16 protein-coding genes and 1 tRNA gene are annotated in these 15375 nt (G+C 70.6%); 6 read left to right on the top strand and 11 right to left on the bottom strand.

Translation table 11 applies throughout. The features are described from left to right. Position 1 precedes the first annotated feature (1 nt). From ACLQ26_RS25095 to ACLQ26_RS25115, 5 genes are read right to left on the bottom strand one after another with little or no spacing between them, the layout of a single operon-like run. Positions 2-1507: a peptidoglycan D,D-transpeptidase FtsI family protein gene (locus ACLQ26_RS25095; RefSeq protein WP_425746766.1), complete on the bottom strand. Its 1506-nt coding sequence runs from the start codon at positions 1505-1507 to the stop codon at positions 2-4. After that, positions 1504-2994 (bottom strand): FtsW/RodA/SpoVE family cell cycle protein, encoded by a 1491-nt coding sequence (locus tag ACLQ26_RS25100; RefSeq protein WP_425746767.1) that lies wholly within the window; start codon positions 2992-2994, stop codon positions 1504-1506. The genes ACLQ26_RS25095 and ACLQ26_RS25100 overlap by 4 nt, the downstream gene beginning before the upstream one ends. A 30-nt stretch (positions 2995-3024) precedes the next feature. Next, positions 3025-4494 carry a PP2C family protein-serine/threonine phosphatase gene (locus ACLQ26_RS25105; protein ID WP_425746768.1) on the bottom strand — a complete coding sequence of 490 codons (1470 nt, stop codon included), beginning with the start codon at positions 4492-4494 and terminating at the stop codon, positions 3025-3027. Then, the gene (locus tag ACLQ26_RS25110; RefSeq protein WP_007454124.1) at positions 4491-4976 is read right to left on the bottom strand and encodes an FHA domain-containing protein FhaB/FipA; all 486 of its coding nucleotides are present in this window, start codon (positions 4974-4976) and stop codon (positions 4491-4493) included. The genes ACLQ26_RS25105 and ACLQ26_RS25110 overlap by 4 nt, the downstream gene beginning before the upstream one ends. A gap of 6 nt (positions 4977-4982) precedes the next feature. Continuing rightward, positions 4983-5771 carry an FhaA domain-containing protein gene (locus ACLQ26_RS25115; RefSeq protein ID WP_007454122.1) on the bottom strand — a complete coding sequence of 263 codons (789 nt, stop codon included), beginning with the start codon at positions 5769-5771 and terminating at the stop codon, positions 4983-4985. A gap of 207 nt (positions 5772-5978) precedes the next feature. Between ACLQ26_RS25115 and ACLQ26_RS25120 the strand changes: the two genes are divergently transcribed. From ACLQ26_RS25120 to ACLQ26_RS25130, 3 genes are all read left to right on the top strand, one after another. After that, a tRNA-Leu gene (locus ACLQ26_RS25120) sits at positions 5979-6064 on the top strand. Between the two features lie 65 nt (positions 6065-6129). Then, complete coding sequence (locus ACLQ26_RS25125) at positions 6130-7245, top strand: NAD-dependent epimerase/dehydratase family protein (protein ID WP_425746769.1); 1116 nt, start codon at positions 6130-6132, stop codon at positions 7243-7245. After that, a complete protein-coding gene (locus ACLQ26_RS25130; RefSeq protein WP_425746770.1) occupies positions 7242-8048 on the top strand; it encodes a WecB/TagA/CpsF family glycosyltransferase in 807 nt (268 codons plus the stop codon). Before ACLQ26_RS25125 ends, ACLQ26_RS25130 begins: the two co-directional genes overlap by 4 nt. 67 nt (positions 8049-8115) lie before the next feature. Here ACLQ26_RS25130 and ACLQ26_RS25135 read toward each other — a convergent pair whose 3' ends face one another. Further along, positions 8116-9672 (bottom strand): S8 family peptidase, encoded by a 1557-nt coding sequence (locus tag ACLQ26_RS25135; protein WP_425746771.1) that lies wholly within the window; start codon positions 9670-9672, stop codon positions 8116-8118. Between the two features lie 218 nt (positions 9673-9890). On the opposite strand from ACLQ26_RS25135, the gene ACLQ26_RS25140 reads away from it, so the two are divergent. After that, entirely contained in the window at positions 9891-10490 is a 600-nt protein-coding gene (locus tag ACLQ26_RS25140) for a hypothetical protein (RefSeq protein WP_425746772.1), read from the top strand. On the opposite strand, the gene ACLQ26_RS25145 is transcribed toward ACLQ26_RS25140, so the two are convergent. The 3 genes from ACLQ26_RS25145 to ACLQ26_RS25155 form a co-directional block, all read right to left on the bottom strand. Next, complete coding sequence (locus ACLQ26_RS25145; RefSeq protein ID WP_425746773.1) at positions 10458-10859, bottom strand: hypothetical protein; 402 nt, start codon at positions 10857-10859, stop codon at positions 10458-10460. The genes ACLQ26_RS25140 and ACLQ26_RS25145 overlap by 33 nt on opposite strands. Before the next feature lie 212 nt (positions 10860-11071). Then, positions 11072-11293, bottom strand: coding sequence for a DUF397 domain-containing protein (locus ACLQ26_RS25150; protein WP_007454112.1), 222 nt, complete (start codon positions 11291-11293; stop codon positions 11072-11074). Further along, positions 11263-12138, bottom strand: a complete 876-nt coding sequence (locus ACLQ26_RS25155; RefSeq protein WP_425746774.1) for a helix-turn-helix domain-containing protein — start codon at positions 12136-12138, stop codon at positions 11263-11265. The genes ACLQ26_RS25150 and ACLQ26_RS25155 overlap by 31 nt, the downstream gene beginning before the upstream one ends. A 625-nt stretch (positions 12139-12763) precedes the next feature. Between ACLQ26_RS25155 and ACLQ26_RS25160 the strand changes: the two genes are divergently transcribed. Next, positions 12764-13048 (top strand): hypothetical protein, encoded by a 285-nt coding sequence (locus tag ACLQ26_RS25160; protein ID WP_425746775.1) that lies wholly within the window; start codon positions 12764-12766, stop codon positions 13046-13048. Between the two features lie 96 nt (positions 13049-13144). Further along, the gene (locus ACLQ26_RS25165) at positions 13145-13612 is read left to right on the top strand and encodes a hypothetical protein (RefSeq protein WP_425746776.1); all 468 of its coding nucleotides are present in this window, start codon (positions 13145-13147) and stop codon (positions 13610-13612) included. A 4-nt stretch (positions 13613-13616) separates the two neighbouring features. On the opposite strand, the gene ACLQ26_RS25170 is transcribed toward ACLQ26_RS25165, so the two are convergent. Both ACLQ26_RS25170 and ACLQ26_RS25175 read right to left on the bottom strand, forming a co-directional pair. Further along, a complete protein-coding gene (locus ACLQ26_RS25170; protein WP_425746777.1) occupies positions 13617-14477 on the bottom strand; it encodes a PASTA domain-containing protein in 861 nt (286 codons plus the stop codon). Positions 14478-14665: 188 nt separating this feature from the next. After that, positions 14666-15367 (bottom strand): PASTA domain-containing protein, encoded by a 702-nt coding sequence (locus tag ACLQ26_RS25175; protein WP_425746778.1) that lies wholly within the window; start codon positions 15365-15367, stop codon positions 14666-14668. Positions 15368-15375 lie beyond the last annotated feature (8 nt).

Raw genomic sequence — 15375 nt, forward strand, 5'->3', positions numbered from 1 at the left:
GTCAGCGGCCCCCGGGGTCGGCGATGGCAGCCCGCATGATCTGGCCGCCGATCCGGGCCGCCTCGGCGCTGCCGCCGCTGCCGGCCTGCTCCAGCACCACGCACACAGCGGAGACGGGGTTGCCGTTCTTGTCCAGCGCGAAGCCGATGAACCAGCCGTGGTCGGGCCGATCCGGGGCGGACTGCGCGGTGCCCGTCTTGCCGCCGACCGTGTAGCCGCTGATCGCGGCGTTCTTGCCGGTGCCCTTCTGGACCACGCTCACCATCATGTCGCGCAGGTCGGCGGCGGTCTGACCGCTTACCGGTTGACGCAGGTCCTTCGGCTTCGCCGTGTAGTAGCTGGTGGTCCGGTCCGGGGCGAGGAGTTGCCGGACCAGGTACGGCCGCATCTGGCTGCCGCCGTTGGCGACCGCTCCGGCGATCATCGCGCCCTGCAACGGGGTCATCCGGACGTTGTTCTGGCCGATCGAGGACTGGGCCAGCGCGGCCGGGTCGGTGCTGCCGTCCGGGTTCAGCATGTCGCCGGTCCGGCTGGCCGCCGTCCGAAGACCGCCCTCGCCGAGCTGGCCGACCGTGAGGTCTTCCTGCTCGAAGCCGAACTGCCGGGCCTTCTCCTTGACCTTGTCGGCGCCGAGCCGCACGCCGAGCTGGGCGAAGCCGGTGTTGCACGACTCGGTGACCGCCTCCTGCAGGGTGACCTGCGGCTCGGGGCAGATCGACGCGGCGGCGTTGCGGATCGGGCTGCCCGAGGTGGGCGGGGTGTAGCTGGAGCCGGCCGGGATCGGAGTCGTCTTGGTGACGCCGTTCTCCAGCGCCGCCGCCGCGACCACGATCTTGAAGGTGGAGCCGGGCGGGAGCGTCTCGGAGAGGGCGCGGTTCTTGAGCGGACCGTCCGGGTTCTGCTCCAGCTTGTTGATCTCCGCTGCGGCCTGGGTCGTGTTGTGGCTGACCAGCGGATTCGGGTCGAAGCTGGGCATGGAGACCAGGGCCTGCACCGCACCGGTCCGCGGGTCGATGGCGATCGCCGCGCCGCGCTTCGCATCTACCTGGTTGTTGCGCATCTGGTCGTACGCCACGTCCTGCGCCCGCTTCGAGAGCGTGAGCAGCACGTTGCCGCCACCCGTCTCGTCGCCGGTGAACATGTCCTTGAACCGGTCGCCGATCAACTGGTCGCTGGTGCCGGCCAGGAAGTCGTTCTCCACCTGCTCGATGCCGGTGTCGGCCAGGTTGACCGGCTTGTAGCCGAGCACGTGCGCGTACTTCGCGCCACCCGGGTAGGTGCGCTGGAACTTCAGCTTGCCGGTGGTCTCCTTGCTGGTGGCCACCGCGGTGCCGCCGGCCTCGATGTTGCCGCGCTTGCGCTTGTAGTCGGCGACCTGGACCCGGCCGTTGTAGTCGCTGGTGCGGTATTCGTCCGCCTTGTAGGCCTGGATCCAGTTGAGGTTCGCGAAGAGCAGACCGAACAGGACCATGACGACGATGCCGACACGGCGCAGGGGTGCGTTCACGGCTTGATCACCTCCGTGGGAGCACCGTGCAACTGCTCGGGCGAGCCGCCCGAGGGCCGGCTCGCCTTGCCGGAACCACCAGTCACCGGTCGCCGCGCCCCGTCGGAGACGCGCAACAGGACCGCGATGAGCAGCCAGTTCGCCATCAGCGACGAACCACCGGCGGACAGGAACGGTGTGGTCTGGCCGGTCAACGGGATGAGCTTGCTGATGCCGCCGACGATCACGAAGACCTGCAGGCCCAGGGTGAAGGCGAGGCCGCCGGCGAGCAGCTTGCCGAACGAGTCACGGACCGCGAGCGCGGCGCGCAGGCCCCGCTCCACGATCAGCAGGTAGACCACAAGCAGCGCGGAGAGGCCGAACAGGCCGATCTCCTCACCGATGCCGGCGAAGATGAAGTCGTTCTGCACCTCGGGCAGGATGTCCGGCTGACCGCCGCCCGGCCCGGCGCCGAAGAGCCCGCCCGTGCCGAGGGCCAGCAGACCCTGGACGAGCTGGTAGCCCTTGTCGGTCGGGTCGGCGAACGGGTCCAGCCAGATCTCGGCGCGCAGGTAGAAGTTGGCGAACGGCCCACCGACAGTCGAGCCGAGGACGTACGCGAGGTAGGCGCCGCCGAAGAAGAGGAGCAGACCGATAAGCAGCCAACTGACCCGCTCGGTGGCGATGTAGAGCGTCACCACGAACATGCCGAAGTAGAGCAGCGAGGTGCCCAGGTCCTTCTCGAAGACCAACACCAGGAGGCTGATCAGCCAGACCACCACCACCGGGCCGAGGTCGCGCCCACGCGGGAAGTCGATGCCGAGGAACCGCCGGCTGGCCAGCGAGAGCACCTCACGCTTGCGCACCAGGTAGTAGGCGAAGAAGACCAGCAGCGCCAGCTTGGCGAACTCACCCGGTTGCAGCGAGAAGCCGCCGACCCGGATCCACAGCTTGGCGCCGTTGATCTCGGAGATGCTGCGCGGCAGCACCGCCGGGAGCATCACCAGCACGATGCCGGCGAGCCCCAGGGTGTACGCGTACCGGGAGACCGAACGGTGGTCGCGCATGATGGCGAGCAGGCCCGCGGCGAGGATCACCGAGGCGAGCGTCCACGCGAGCTGCCGGCCGCCGATGCCGGCGAAGGTCGCCAGGTCCTCCCGGTCGACCGGGGCGGCCTCGCCCAGGTCGATCCGGCGCAGGAAGCCCACCCCGAGGCCGTTGAGCAGGGCCACCGCCGGCAGCAGAGCCGGGTCGGCGAACGGGGCGAGGAACCGGATGACCAGGTGCAGGCCGAGGAAGACCGCGCCGAGGGCGGCGGCGGGCATCCAGAAATCCGGGGTGACCGTGTCCAGAAGGTTCGCCTCGACTGTCGCCATGTACGCCGCCACCAGCACCATGGCCAGCAGCAGCAGGGACAGCTCGGCGTTACGTCGGGACCGGGCCAGGCGTACGCCGGACTCCCCGCCCGTGGTGGCGGGCGAGGGTGCCGGTGTGGCCGCTACGGTCACGGGTGGAGTCCTTGGGTTCTCAGCCGACGCTCACTCGGGAGACCGGCAGCCGGCCGGGTCGAGCGCCGGCGGTGCCGAGTCGGAGGGCGTGGCGTCGGGTGTGGTGGTCGGATCGGTCCCGCCGGTGGTGGCCGCCGCGTTGGTCGGGCTCGCGCTGACGACCCCGTTCACCGTCGCGCCGGGGCTGGGGCTGACGTTCGGAGTCGGGGACGTCCCGGGCGGGGTCACGCTCGGGGTGGGCGTCGGCGTGCCGACCAGCGCGCCCGAGTCGGGCGGGCAGACCGGCTTCAGGTTGGGGTTGCTCGGTGTGTCGCTTGTCAGCTCGGCGAGCTGACGCTCGGCGTCCGGCTCGTTCTTGGCCCGGATGCCCACCTTGACCGTGTCCTGAGCGGCGACGGTGAGGTCGTCCAACCGGGTGCCGCTGGTGCGGTGCACGGTCGAGAGGTCCATCCCGGCGATCTGCCCCTGGATGCCACGGAAGACGGCGACCTGCCCCTCCTCGGTGGCGCCCACGTAGTACTGGCGTTGGGTGTACGTCCAGCCGCCGAAGAGCCCGCCGCCGAGGATGACCAGGAGGGCAAGCGCCATGGCGGTGGTGCGTACCGGACGGTGCTTGCGGCGCTCCGGCTCGTCATCGGCGGCCGCCGGCTCCTCGGGCGCGGCGGGGCGCGGCGCGGAGAGCGCCGAGGCCCGGGCGGCCGGGGTCGAGTCGTCGGCGGAGGTGGCCATGCCCCGGTCCCGGGCGGCGGCGCCACCGACGATCGGGGTCGCCTCGACGATGTCGTGGTCGGTGGCATCGGCGATGATCACGGTGATGTTGTCCGGACCGCCGCCGCGCAGCGCGAGCTGCACCAGCCGCTCCACGCACTTCTGCGGATCGGTGTACTCCCGCAGACTCTCGCCGATGGTCTCCGCGCTCACCACGCCGGAGAGGCCGTCGCTGCAGATCAGGTACCGGTCGCCGGGCAACACCTGGCGTACCGAGTACTCCGGGTCGATGTCCCGGCCGTCCAGGGCGCGGGTCAGCAGCGACCGCTGCGGGTGGCTGCTGGCCTCCTCGGCGCTGATCCGGCCCTCGTCGACGAGCATCTGGACGTACGTGTCGTCCTTGGTGATCTGGGAGAACTCACCGTTGCGCAGCAGATAGGCCCGCGAGTCACCGATGTGGACCATCCCCAGCTTGCTGCCGGAGAAGAGGGTCGCCGTCAGCGTGGTGCCCATCCCCTCCAACTGCGGGTTGGCGTCCACCGTGTCGCGGAGCTGTTGGTTGGCGGTGCCCACGGCCGAACGCAACGCGTCGACGAGAGCGTCCCCTGGGACGTCCTCGTCGAGCGGCGCCATGGCACCGATGACGATGTTGCTGGCGACGTCACCGGCGGCCATGCCGCCCATGCCGTCGGCAACGGCGAGTAGCCGCGGCCCGGCGTAGACGGAGTCTTGATTGCCGTCACGGATCAGACCGCGGTCGCTGTGGGCCGCATAGCGCAGGGTCAGAGTCATGGCCGTAATTCGAGGGAAGTGCGGCCGATTCGGATCGGCACGCCGAGGGGTACGGGGGTTGGTCCGGTGACCTTAGCGCGATCGAGGTACGTGCCGTTAGTCGAGCCGAGGTCCTCGACGAACCACTGGCCCTCGCGCGGCACGAGTCTCGCGTGCCGCGCGGAGGCGTAGTCGTCGGTGATGACCAGGGTGGAGTCCTCGGCCCGACCGATGGTGATCTGCGCTTCACCGAGGGTGATGCGGGTGCCGGCCAGTTGACCTGCGGTGACCACCAACTGGTGGGCGGCCCTGCCCCGCTTCACCTTCGCCGGTTTGGCCGCCTGCCCCGTCGAGGCGCCAACCGCGCGTGGTGCCGCCACCAGGCGACCGGACCGGGCCCCCGCGAAGAGATCCCGACGGATCACGCCGACCACCGTGAACACGAAGATCCACAGCAGGATCAGGAACCCGAACCGGGCAACGGTGATGACCAGTGCCGGCAAGGCGGCTCAGCCGTCCACGCGGAAGGTCAGCGTCGTGGTGCCGAGCTGGACCATGTCACCCGGGTTGAGGGCGACTGCGGAGACCCGCTGCCCGTTGACCATGGTGCCGTTGGTGGAGCCCAGATCGGTCAGCACAACCTGGCCGCCGTCGAAATCCAGCCGGGCGTGTCGCCGGGAGATGCCGACGTCGGGGAGGCGCAGGTTCGCCTGGTCGCCGCGACCGATCACCGTCGACCCCATCTGGAGCGGGTAGGTGCGTCCGTCACCGGAGACCAGCCGCACGTTGCGGCCGCCACCGTGCCCAGGCGGCGGGCCGTAGCCGCCACCCTGGTCGTACGCGGGGTACGCGGGCGGGCCGGCGTCGTAGCCGGGCGCCGACACGGGGGCGACCTCGCCGCCGGTGTAGACCTCGGCGGTGACCCGGAACATTCCCGTGTCCAGGCCCTCGCCCCGCTCGATCTCGACGATCACGTCACCGTAGACCGTCCATGCCTGCTCGCCGATGAACTCCGCCTGCGACTGGGCCAGCTCCTGGGCCAGCGCGGCGGCGTACGGCGCCAGACGACTGTGGTCGAACGGCGAGAGATCGATCACGTAGCGGTTGGGCACCAACGTGCGCCCACCGGCCAGGATCGCCTTGTGCGCCTCGGCCTCCCGCTGCATGGCGTTGAGGATCTCCACGGGGTGGACCACCCCTTTGAAGACCTTGGCGAAGGCCCCTTCGACCAGGCCTTCCAGACGCTTCTCGAAGCGTTGCAGCACGCTCACCGGCTCCTCCTCGGGTCCCGAGGACATGATGGTATCCGGCCGGCGCGCGCGCAGCTCACACGCCGCTCGGCCGGCTGCTCCCGGCCCGCTCGGAAGGACCAGGACCGCCGTGCTAATCTTTCGTCCGCCACGAACGGTAACCGCTCGTGGCGAGCGACTGGGACAGCGTAGTATTCCCGGGGCCTGTTGGTGACAGCGGGTTCGGGGCGGCTAGAGTGTCCCGGGTCGTGCCACGGGGATGTGGCGGAATGGCAGACGCGCACGGTTCAGGTCCGTGTGCCCGAAAGGGCGTGGGGGTTCAACTCCCCCCATCCCCACCAAAAGACGAGGGCTCCGCTACATGCGGGGCCCTTCCGTCATATCGGGGCGTGCCGGGCATCACGCTATGCTCCGAGGGTTTCTGCCTCCGATGGACCAGGAGTGGCGTGTGAGTGTCGCGTTGGTGACCGGGTCGGGCGGTCTGATCGGCTCCGAGGCGGTCCGGCACTTCGCCGGCCTCGGCCTGGACGTCGTCGGCATCGACAACGACATGCGTCGGTACTTCTTCGGTGAGGACGGCTCCACCTCGTGGAGCCTGGAACGGCTCGGCCGTGACCTGGGTAGCTCCTACACCCACTACCCGGTGGACATCCGGGACCGGGACGGTCTGGAGCAGGTGTTCAAGAAGTACGGCTCGGACATCGCCGTGGTGATCCACAGCGCCGCGCAGCCGAGCCACGACTGGGCGGCCAAGGAGCCGTACACGGACTTCGACGTGAACGCCGGCGGCACGCTCAACATCCTGGAGAACACCCGCCGCCACGCGATCGACGCGCCGTTCATCCACTGCTCGACAAACAAGGTCTACGGCGACCGGCCCAACAGCCTGCCGCTCATCGAGCTGGAGACCCGGTACGAACTGCCCGAGGACCACCGCTGGTACCAGGGCATCACCGAGGAGATGTCGATCGACCACTCGCTGCACTCGGTCTTCGGCGCCTCGAAGGTCGCTGCGGACGTGATGGTGCAGGAGTACGGCCGCTACTTCGACATGAAGACCGCCTGTTTCCGGGGCGGCACCCTGACCGGCCCGGCCCACTCGGCCGCCGAGTTGCACGGGTTCCTGGCCTACCTGATGCGCTGCGTCATGGAGGGCCGGACGTACAACCTGTTCGGCTACAAGGGCAAGATGGTCCGCGACGCGATCCACTCGCACGACGTGCTTACCGCGTTCGAGGCGTTCTTCCGGGCGCCCCGCTCCGCCGAGGTCTACAACCTCGGCGGCGGCCGGCATTCCAACACCTCGCACATCGAGGCGTTCGCGATCGCCCAGGAGATCACCGGCCGCGAGGCGCAGATCAACTACGTCGAGCAGAACCGCACCGGCGACCACCAGTGGTACGTGAGCAGCATGGCCCGGTTCGAGGAGCAGTACCCGGAGTGGAAGATCACGTACGACGTGCCGATGATCCTGCGGGAGATCTACGAGGCCAACGTGGACAAGTGGGTACCGCAGTCATGACGTCCAGGACCAAGCGCAACGTGCTCGGCGTCCTGGTCGACGCCACCGACTACGCCACGGCGACCGACGCGGTGGTGACCGCGGCGCACGAGCGCAGGCCACTCGCGCTCACCGCGCTGGCCGTGCACGGCGTGATGACAGGTGTGCTGGACCCCGCGCACAATGCCCGGCTCAACTCGTTCGACGTGGTCACCCCGGACGGACAGCCGGTGCGCTGGGCGCTCAACCTGCTGCACCACGCCGGGCTCACGGACCGGGTCTACGGGCCGACGCTGACCCTGCACGTGCTCTCCCGCTTCGCCGACGAGGGCCTGCCGGTCTACCTGTACGGCTCGACCGAGGAGACGCTGGCCAAGCTCATCCCGGCGCTGGAGCGGATGTTCCCCGCGCTGAAGATCGCCGGGGTGGAGCCGTCGAAGTTCCGCGCGGTCCAGCCGGGCGAGGACGCCGAGATCGCCGACCGGATCAGGTCCAGCGGCGCCCGGCTCGTCCTGGTCGGGCTCGGCTGCCCGCGCCAGGAGGTCTTCACGTACGCCATGCGCCCACTGCTCGACATGCCGCTGATGGCGGTCGGCGCGGCCTTCGACTACCACGCCGGGCTGCTGCGCCAGCCCCCGCCGTGGATGCAGCGCGCCGGCCTGGAGTGGTTCTGGCGGCTCGGTCTGGAGCCGAAGCGGCTCTGGCGCCGCTACGTGATCCTCAACCCCGCCTACCTGGCCCGCCTCGCCGGTCAGAAGACGGGTATGTGGAAGGCCCGCCCGCCGGCCCCGGCCACCGAGCGGCCGGCCACCTTCGCGGTCTGACCCCTTTTCGGTACGACACGAGGCCCCACCCGGATGTCCGGGTGGGGCCTCGCTCGTCGGAGACGGGTCAGACGGTCAGGGTCCAGGAGTTGAGGTAGCCGGTGTCGGCCGAGTAGGTGTCGCGCACCTGAAGTCGCCAGATACCGTCGGCGGCCTCACCGGACACGTTCGCCGTGTACGTGGTGTTCACGTTGTCGGCGCTGTCCGAGGTGCTGCTGTTCTTCAGCCGGTACGCGCTGCCGTCCGGGGCGAGCAGGTCGATGACCAGATCACCGCGGTACGTGTGCACGATGTTCACCGCCACCGTGGAGGCCGACGAGGCGTTGCGGCCACAGCCGGAGATGGTGATCGAGCTGGTCACCGCCGCACCGGCGTCCGGGATCGACACGTCGGTGCCGTTGGTTCCGGTGCAGCCGGTGGGCGGCGGCGTGGTGCCGCCGCTACCCACGTAGAGCAAGAGATTCGGCGAGCCGGAGCCCGCGTTTGTCACCACGTTCGGGGTCGCGTTGGCCACCAGCTGGTTGCGCACCTGCGCAGGAGTCCAGCTCGGGTTGGCGCTGGCCACCAGGGCCGCCGCTCCGACCACGTGCGGAGTGGCCATCGAGGTGCCGCTGATCGTGTTGGTCGCGGTGTTGCTCGTGTACCAGGCCGAGGTGATCGACGAGCCGGGCGCGAAGATGTCCAGGCAGGTGCCGATGTTGGAGAACGACGAACGGGCGTCCGAGCTGGTCGTCGACCCGACCGTGATGGCCTCGGTGGTCCGCGCCGGCGAGGTGTTGCAGGCGTTCGCGCCGTTGTCGTTGCCGGCCGCCAGGCCGTACGTCACGCCGGACGCGATCGAGTTGCGGACGGCGGTGTCCAGCGAGCTGTTCGCGCCGCCGCCGAGACTCATGTTTGCCACCGCCGGCTTGATCGCGTTCGCGGTGACCCAGTCGACACCGGCGATCACACCGGCGTTGGTGCCACTGCCGGCGCAGTTCAGCACTCGTACGCCGACGAGCTGTACGCCCTTGGCCACCCCGTACGAGGATCCGCCGACGGTGCCGGCGACGTGTGTGCCGTGCCCGTTGCAGTCGTCGGCCGACCCGCCGTCCACGGAGTCGTAGCCGGAGGTGGCCCGGCCCCCGAAGTCGTTGTGGGCGAAGCGGATGCCGGTGTCGATGATGTAGGCGTGCACGTTGCTCGCCGTGTTCGGGTAGGTGTAGGAGCTGTCCAGCGGCAGGTTGCGCTGGTCGATGCGGTCCAACCCCCAGGAGGGTGGGTTGGCCTGCGTTCCGGCGATGGACACGGTGTGGTTCTGCTCGACGTACGCGACCGCCGGGTCGGCGGCGATGCGTGCCGCCGCCTTCGCGCTGACGGTGACCTCGAAGCCACGCAGCGCCGTGCCGTAGGTGCGGGCGACCCGTCCGCCGTGCCGGCCGGTCAGTCGCTGGGCGGTGTCACCGACCCGGCTGGAGGCCACTGCGGTGTCCTTGAGGACGACGATGTAGCTGTCCGGCACGGCGGTGGCTCCGCCGGCCTCCCGGACCACGCCGACGGGCTCGGCGGCCAGGGCCGGGGTGCCGACGGCCAACACGGTCGCGGCGGCCACCCCGACCAGTACGGACCTGCGTGGAAGACCCATCTTCCTACCTCCCTCCGACCGGCGGCGAAGCGCGACCACCGGTACCACATCTATCGACAGATGCCGATCAGGCTGAGGGTAGATCGACGAGGCGGGGCAGATAAACATGTCGAAACGTCCATCACCCGGATGGGATGCCCCCTACGGGCTCGGCTTCCGGGGTCAACGAGGGTCCGGCCCGGATTTGCCGCGCGTCGATTCGGGAAAGACTCTCCGACATGGAGAGTCAGCTCACCATCCTGTTGCCGGTCGCCGCCATCTGGCTGGTCGCCGGGGTCCTGGCCGACCGACTGCCCCGACTGCGCGACGCGCGTACGCTCCGTCGACGTGCCGGATGGTTGCTGGCGCTCGCGCTGACAGGCGTGGCGCTCGTCGCGGCGGTGTCCGTCGGTGGGCTGTTCAGCGGCGGCACCGCGCCGGTGGACCGGGCCGCCGCCGGGCTCACCCTCGCCACCGGGCCGGCGCTCGTGGTGGCCGCCTGCTCGGTACGACGGATCCGCCGCCTGTGGGCCGGTGCCGGGGCGTTCGACACGGCACCCGGGACGCCCGCCCCGCACGGGCTGCGCGCCGCCGCAGCACACCCGCTCGTCGGGTTGCCGTTGCAGGTGACAGCCTTGGCGACGCTGCCGGCGGTGATCGCGGCGGCAGGTGCGGACCTCGGCGCCGAGCCTGGGGTCACCGGGCCGGCGATCACCGTCGGCGCACTCGCGGTGGCCGCGATCGGCGTGCGACACGCGCTGCGGCACAGCCAGCTCACCGAGCGGGCCCAGCCCGCCGCGTCCCGCTCAGCGCGAGCGGCCGGCCCCCTGCACGTATAGCAGTTCCAGGATCGCCCGCGTCGCCTCGAACCAGCGGTCCAGCCAGCCCGGCGGCGGGATGCTGCCCTTCGGCGGCAACTCCAGCAGCAGGCCCCGCAGCAGCGGGTGGTCGGCAAGTGAACCGCTGGGCTCCAGCGGCCAGCCGGTCGGCGGGAACGACGGCTCGACCAGGGGGTTCGGGTCCAGCGACGGCAGCGAGAGCGGTGCCTCGCCTCCCTCCGGGGCCGATATCTCCCGCCCGTTCAGCTCCTGGTCGGTCGAGACCACCTCGGTCAGTACGGTGTCCCGACGCGCCCCGCGGTACTTGCCACCGAAACGCTCCGGCTTGCCCGGACCGTTGGTGAGGTTCTCTGAACCGATCGTCGTCATCCGTCTCGCCTACCTCGCTCGGGTGCGGGTCGGTGCGGCGGGTCGTGGACCAGCGCCGTACCGACGGGTTCAACGAGGCGGACCCGCTGTGGCGACGGGAATCCCGGCGGAACCTCGCCGGGGCCGGTGCCCGCTGGGGGTCGTCGACGCTGCGGAAGACGGAAGGTCCCCGCCCGGTCGGGACCGGACGGGGACCTCAACTGCTCACTCGGTCAGACCGAGCCCAACACACCATCCCTGGTTCCGGCGACGAAGGCGTGCCAGTCACCGGGAGCGAAGACCAGGGCCGGGCCGGCCTTGTCCTTCGAGTCCCGCACTCCGACCGCCCCGGTCACGTACGCCACCTCTACGCAGTTGTCGCAGTTCGGCCCGCTCTTCGAGCTCTTGAACCACGTCGCCTGCGTCAGGTCCACGGGGAACCCCTTGGTCGCCATTTCGGCTCCTCTGCCAGTTTTGCGATGTGTGCGATGGACTCCTCTGGACGAATGGCCGCAGCGCGGATGTGATCAAAGATGAAGCTGTACTTCTGCAGTTCGTCGCTCTTCTCGAGGAAGAGCCCACCCGTAGCGTTCTCCGCGTACACGACATCCGGATCACCGGGCTCGGGGAAGCTGAGAATCGTGAAGGTCCCGTCCATGCCTGCGTGCGCACCCACCTCGAAGGGGAGGATCTGGAGCGTCACGTTCGGCAACTCGGCCACCTCGACCAACCTCCTGAGTTGGCCGCGCATCACCTCGTCCCCGCCCACCGGCCGACTTACCACCGCCTCATCGAGCACCACCCACAGATCGACCGGATCGTCCTGGGTCAACAACGACTGACGGCCCAGACGGACACGCACCCTCTGGTGTACCTGATCGGCGGTGAAGTCCGGACGGGCGGCGCGGATCATCGCCCCGGCGTACTCCTCGGTCTCCAACAGGCCCGGAACGACCTGCTGTTCGTACGCCCGGATCGAACCCGCCGCCGCCTCCAGCCCGACGTACGCGCCGACCAGCACCGTGCTGTACGGGTGCCACCAGCCCTTCTGCCGCGCTTCCCGGGCGATCTGAACAAGTTCGTCGCTCTCGGCACCCACGACGCCGTAGATCCGCAGCATGTCCCGCACGTCGCGCGGAGTGGCAGTGGTGTGCCCGGTCTCGATCCGGGAGACCTTGGACGCCGAGCACTCCAACTGCTCGGCGACCACCTCGATCGTGATCCCGGCCGACTCCCGCTGCCGCCGCAGCTCGGCACCGAGCCGCCGCCGTCGGATCGTCGGGCTGCGCCGCTCACTCATCGCGCGGCCTCGGTGTTTCTGGTCCTCGCCGCTGGTTGCTCGACCCCACTCTCGGGCTACCTCCGGTCGACGCGCCACTGACTGGCGCTCGCCGGGGGCGCGACCGTCGACCGGCGAGCGTTCGCGACGAGGGGTGGTGCCGGTCATCGGCCGGCCGCGACGGGCGACACCGGCCCTCAGTGTGCCGTCCGCACGCGGATGGCTTCAAGCGCCGCTTTGCGTGGCGAACTCACGTATCGGCAAAAGTCGACGTGCAACTTGCATGTAGCACGTCGCTGATGCACTCTGTCCGTATGGCACGGATCACTCAGCGTCTCCGTCCGCTCTCCGGGAGTGGTGACCCCACCGACCCCGGACAGCCGGACCGGGCGCGGGCCCAGCCAGTGCCACCAAGATCTGCGCCGGGGTGATGACCCCACCGCTGCAAGCCAGCTGACTGCGGCGGTGGGCGCGGTTCCCGGAAGCAGTCAGGTGATGGTCGGGTGGCGGCACGCCACCAGCGGGTACGGCCCGACCACCACCACGCACCAACCGGTCCACGAGGCGCGATCCCGTCACCGGGCCGAGACATCCCAGACCAGTCACCCGCCGGCACGACGCCGGCTCTCCCTCCCCAGGAGCCCATGTGCTTCCCCGCTCCGGTGACGTTCTGCACGTGACTCGCGCGGCGAGTGTCCAGTTCCTCAGGCCGATCATGTTCCGCGTGATCCGGGTGCTCGACTGGCCGACCTACGACGGTTGGCTCTGGCTCGACGGCTACGAGCTCAACGCCGCCGGCGATGCCGTCAACCGACGATCGATCTTCGTACAGCGGGAAGGGCTGCGGCAGGTGCAGGCCGCACCGGAGCCCCGCCCGCACACCGTACGGACCCGACGACCGGTCAGCCGTACGCCGGTCAGAGTCGGCTGACCAGCGCGAACCGCCGCGGGTAGGCGTGCCGTCGCCATAGAATCGGTACGCCCACCCCGGCACGTTCCACCGCACGTCCAGGACCCTGAGCCTGGGATGGTCATGGTCAATCAGCCCGCCGTGCGGCGGCACCACCGCTCCCGTATCACCTACGCTCTCGGACTGCTCGCCCTCCTCGGGGCCGTGACCACCATCGTGGTCCTGGTCCGCGACCCGGCGTTGTCGTCCACCCGGCTGGCCGTTCCGGTGCCGGCCCCGGAGATCACCGTGGTCGACTCCCACCCGCCGACCGATGGATTCGGCTGGCTCGGCGCCGATGTCCCCGACGGACGCGTCGGAGCGACGGACCCGACCACTGGCACCGACCCGATCACTGGGACCGACCCGGCCGCTGGTGCCGGCGGTGGCGGTCAGTCCGACGGAGGGCAGGACCTCACCGAGGCCGCGCCGGCCGGGCACGCCGTCACCGACGTCCACCGCTCGCTGTTCTGGTCCGGGATCTTCGGCCTCACCATCTCGCTCGCCGGCCTCGGCCTCGTCGGCACCCGCCGACGGATGTGGTGACCGGTCACGGCGTGGTCGTCACCGTCGGGCTCGGACCGGTCGGGCTGGTACCGGTGGAGGGCCGGGCCTGGGAGATCACCAGCAGCACCTCCTCGTCGGTCGGCACCGTCGTACCGGCCTCCGGATCGGTGCTCACCACCGTCCCCGGCGGCAGTTCGGACGGGCGGTACACCACTCGGTAGCTCAGGCCGAGCCGCTCCAGCAGCCCCTCGGCGGTGGCCTGCGTCAGCCCGACCAGCGGCGGCACCGGTATCTGCGCCTCCTCGGTGGTCGCAGCCGGACTGCTCGGCGAAGCGCTGCTGGGCGCCGCCGAGGTCGGGGCGCTGCTGCTCGGCGCGGCGGTGGCACTGGGCGGCGGGACAGACGGCGTCGCCGGGTCGTCGGAGTCGTCGTCCCGCGCGGTGAGCACCACCCACAGAGCCGCCCCGAGCAGCCCGGCGAGCAGCAACGCGAGGACGCCCCAGAGGATCGGCAGCCACCACCGCCGGCCCCCCTGCTCCTCGACGTACCAGTCGGCGGCCGGTTCGGCCGGTCGGGGCGCCCGCACCTCGGCCCGCCCGGACCACGGCGGCGGCGTCGACCGCTCCGCCGGCATCCGCGCCGTCCGGTCGCCCGGCGACCCCGACGCGGCCCTGTCGATCGGCATCGTCTTGTCCGGCGACCCCGACGCTGCTCGGTCGATCGGCATCGTCTCGTCCGGCGACCCCCCACGACCGCCCGGCGGCCCCGAAGCGGCCCGGTCGATCGGCATCGTCTCGTCGGGCGACGCGGTGGGTTCGGGCGGCTGCGGCCGGTTGCCGTCGGGGGGCGGCAGGGGGCGCGTCCGGTCGTCCTCGGGCGGCGGCTCCTGGCGGTCGTCGCTCATTGCACGTCCTTTCCCGAACCGGGCAGGCGCCATGGCCCTCGACCGTCAACATAACCGCCCACGTCGACATCAGCCGGTATTGATCGACTCGGTTCTGTTGAAGTCGTGGTGTCCCGGTACTCCGGACAGCCCGATTTCCAGGAAGCCGAGTGGATCACCCCGACGCGCCGACGGTGCGACGGGACGGGTCAGAGGGTGGGCTTCGTGGTCGGCTGGTTTGGCGGGGCCGCGTCCCCGCACCAGATGCTCACCTCGTCGTTCCAGCGAGCCGGGCCGTCCTCGGCCGGTTCCTGCCGGCTGACCTTTCCGCTGCGCCCACTGCGGTAACGCGGGTAGAGCCCCTCCTCGACCAGTTCGTCGGCAGCCTTGGCGCAGTGGTCGCCGACCACGTCCGGCACCTCGGCGGCGGGGGCCGGACCGGCCACCTGCAGTTGGACCGTGGCGCCCCGGGCCACCTCGGTGCCCACGGCCGGCGAAGCGCTGTCCACCCTGCGTCCGGTGCCGCCGCCGAAGACCAGGCGCCAGCCCAGCCGCTGCTCACGCAACATCTCGCGTGCCTGCTCGAAGTCGACGCCGACCACCGGCGGCACGGTCAGCCCGGTCCCCTTCGTCGTGGAGGCCGTCGTCCGAGGGCCGGACGGCGTGGTCCGGCCGGGAGCCGGCCGGGACGAGGTGGCCCGACCGGTCGGCGTACCGGCCGTGGTGGCCACCGCCTGCGGATTCGCCGGAGTTTCTTCGTCCTCGCCGGCCAGCAGCCAGCCGCCTGTCGCACCGACCACGGCCAGCAGCACCGCGACCAGCCCGCCGCCGAGCAGCACGCTGGCCCGGCTCCCATCGCCGCCGGCCCGGCCGCCGGCGGAATCCTGCCGACCCGTGTTCGCGTCCGTCATACCGCCCA

Origin of the sequence: Micromonospora sp. DT43 (genome assembly GCF_049841645.1) — a bacterium.
In the GTDB taxonomy this organism is placed as follows: Bacteria; Actinomycetota; Actinomycetes; order Mycobacteriales; family Micromonosporaceae; genus Micromonospora.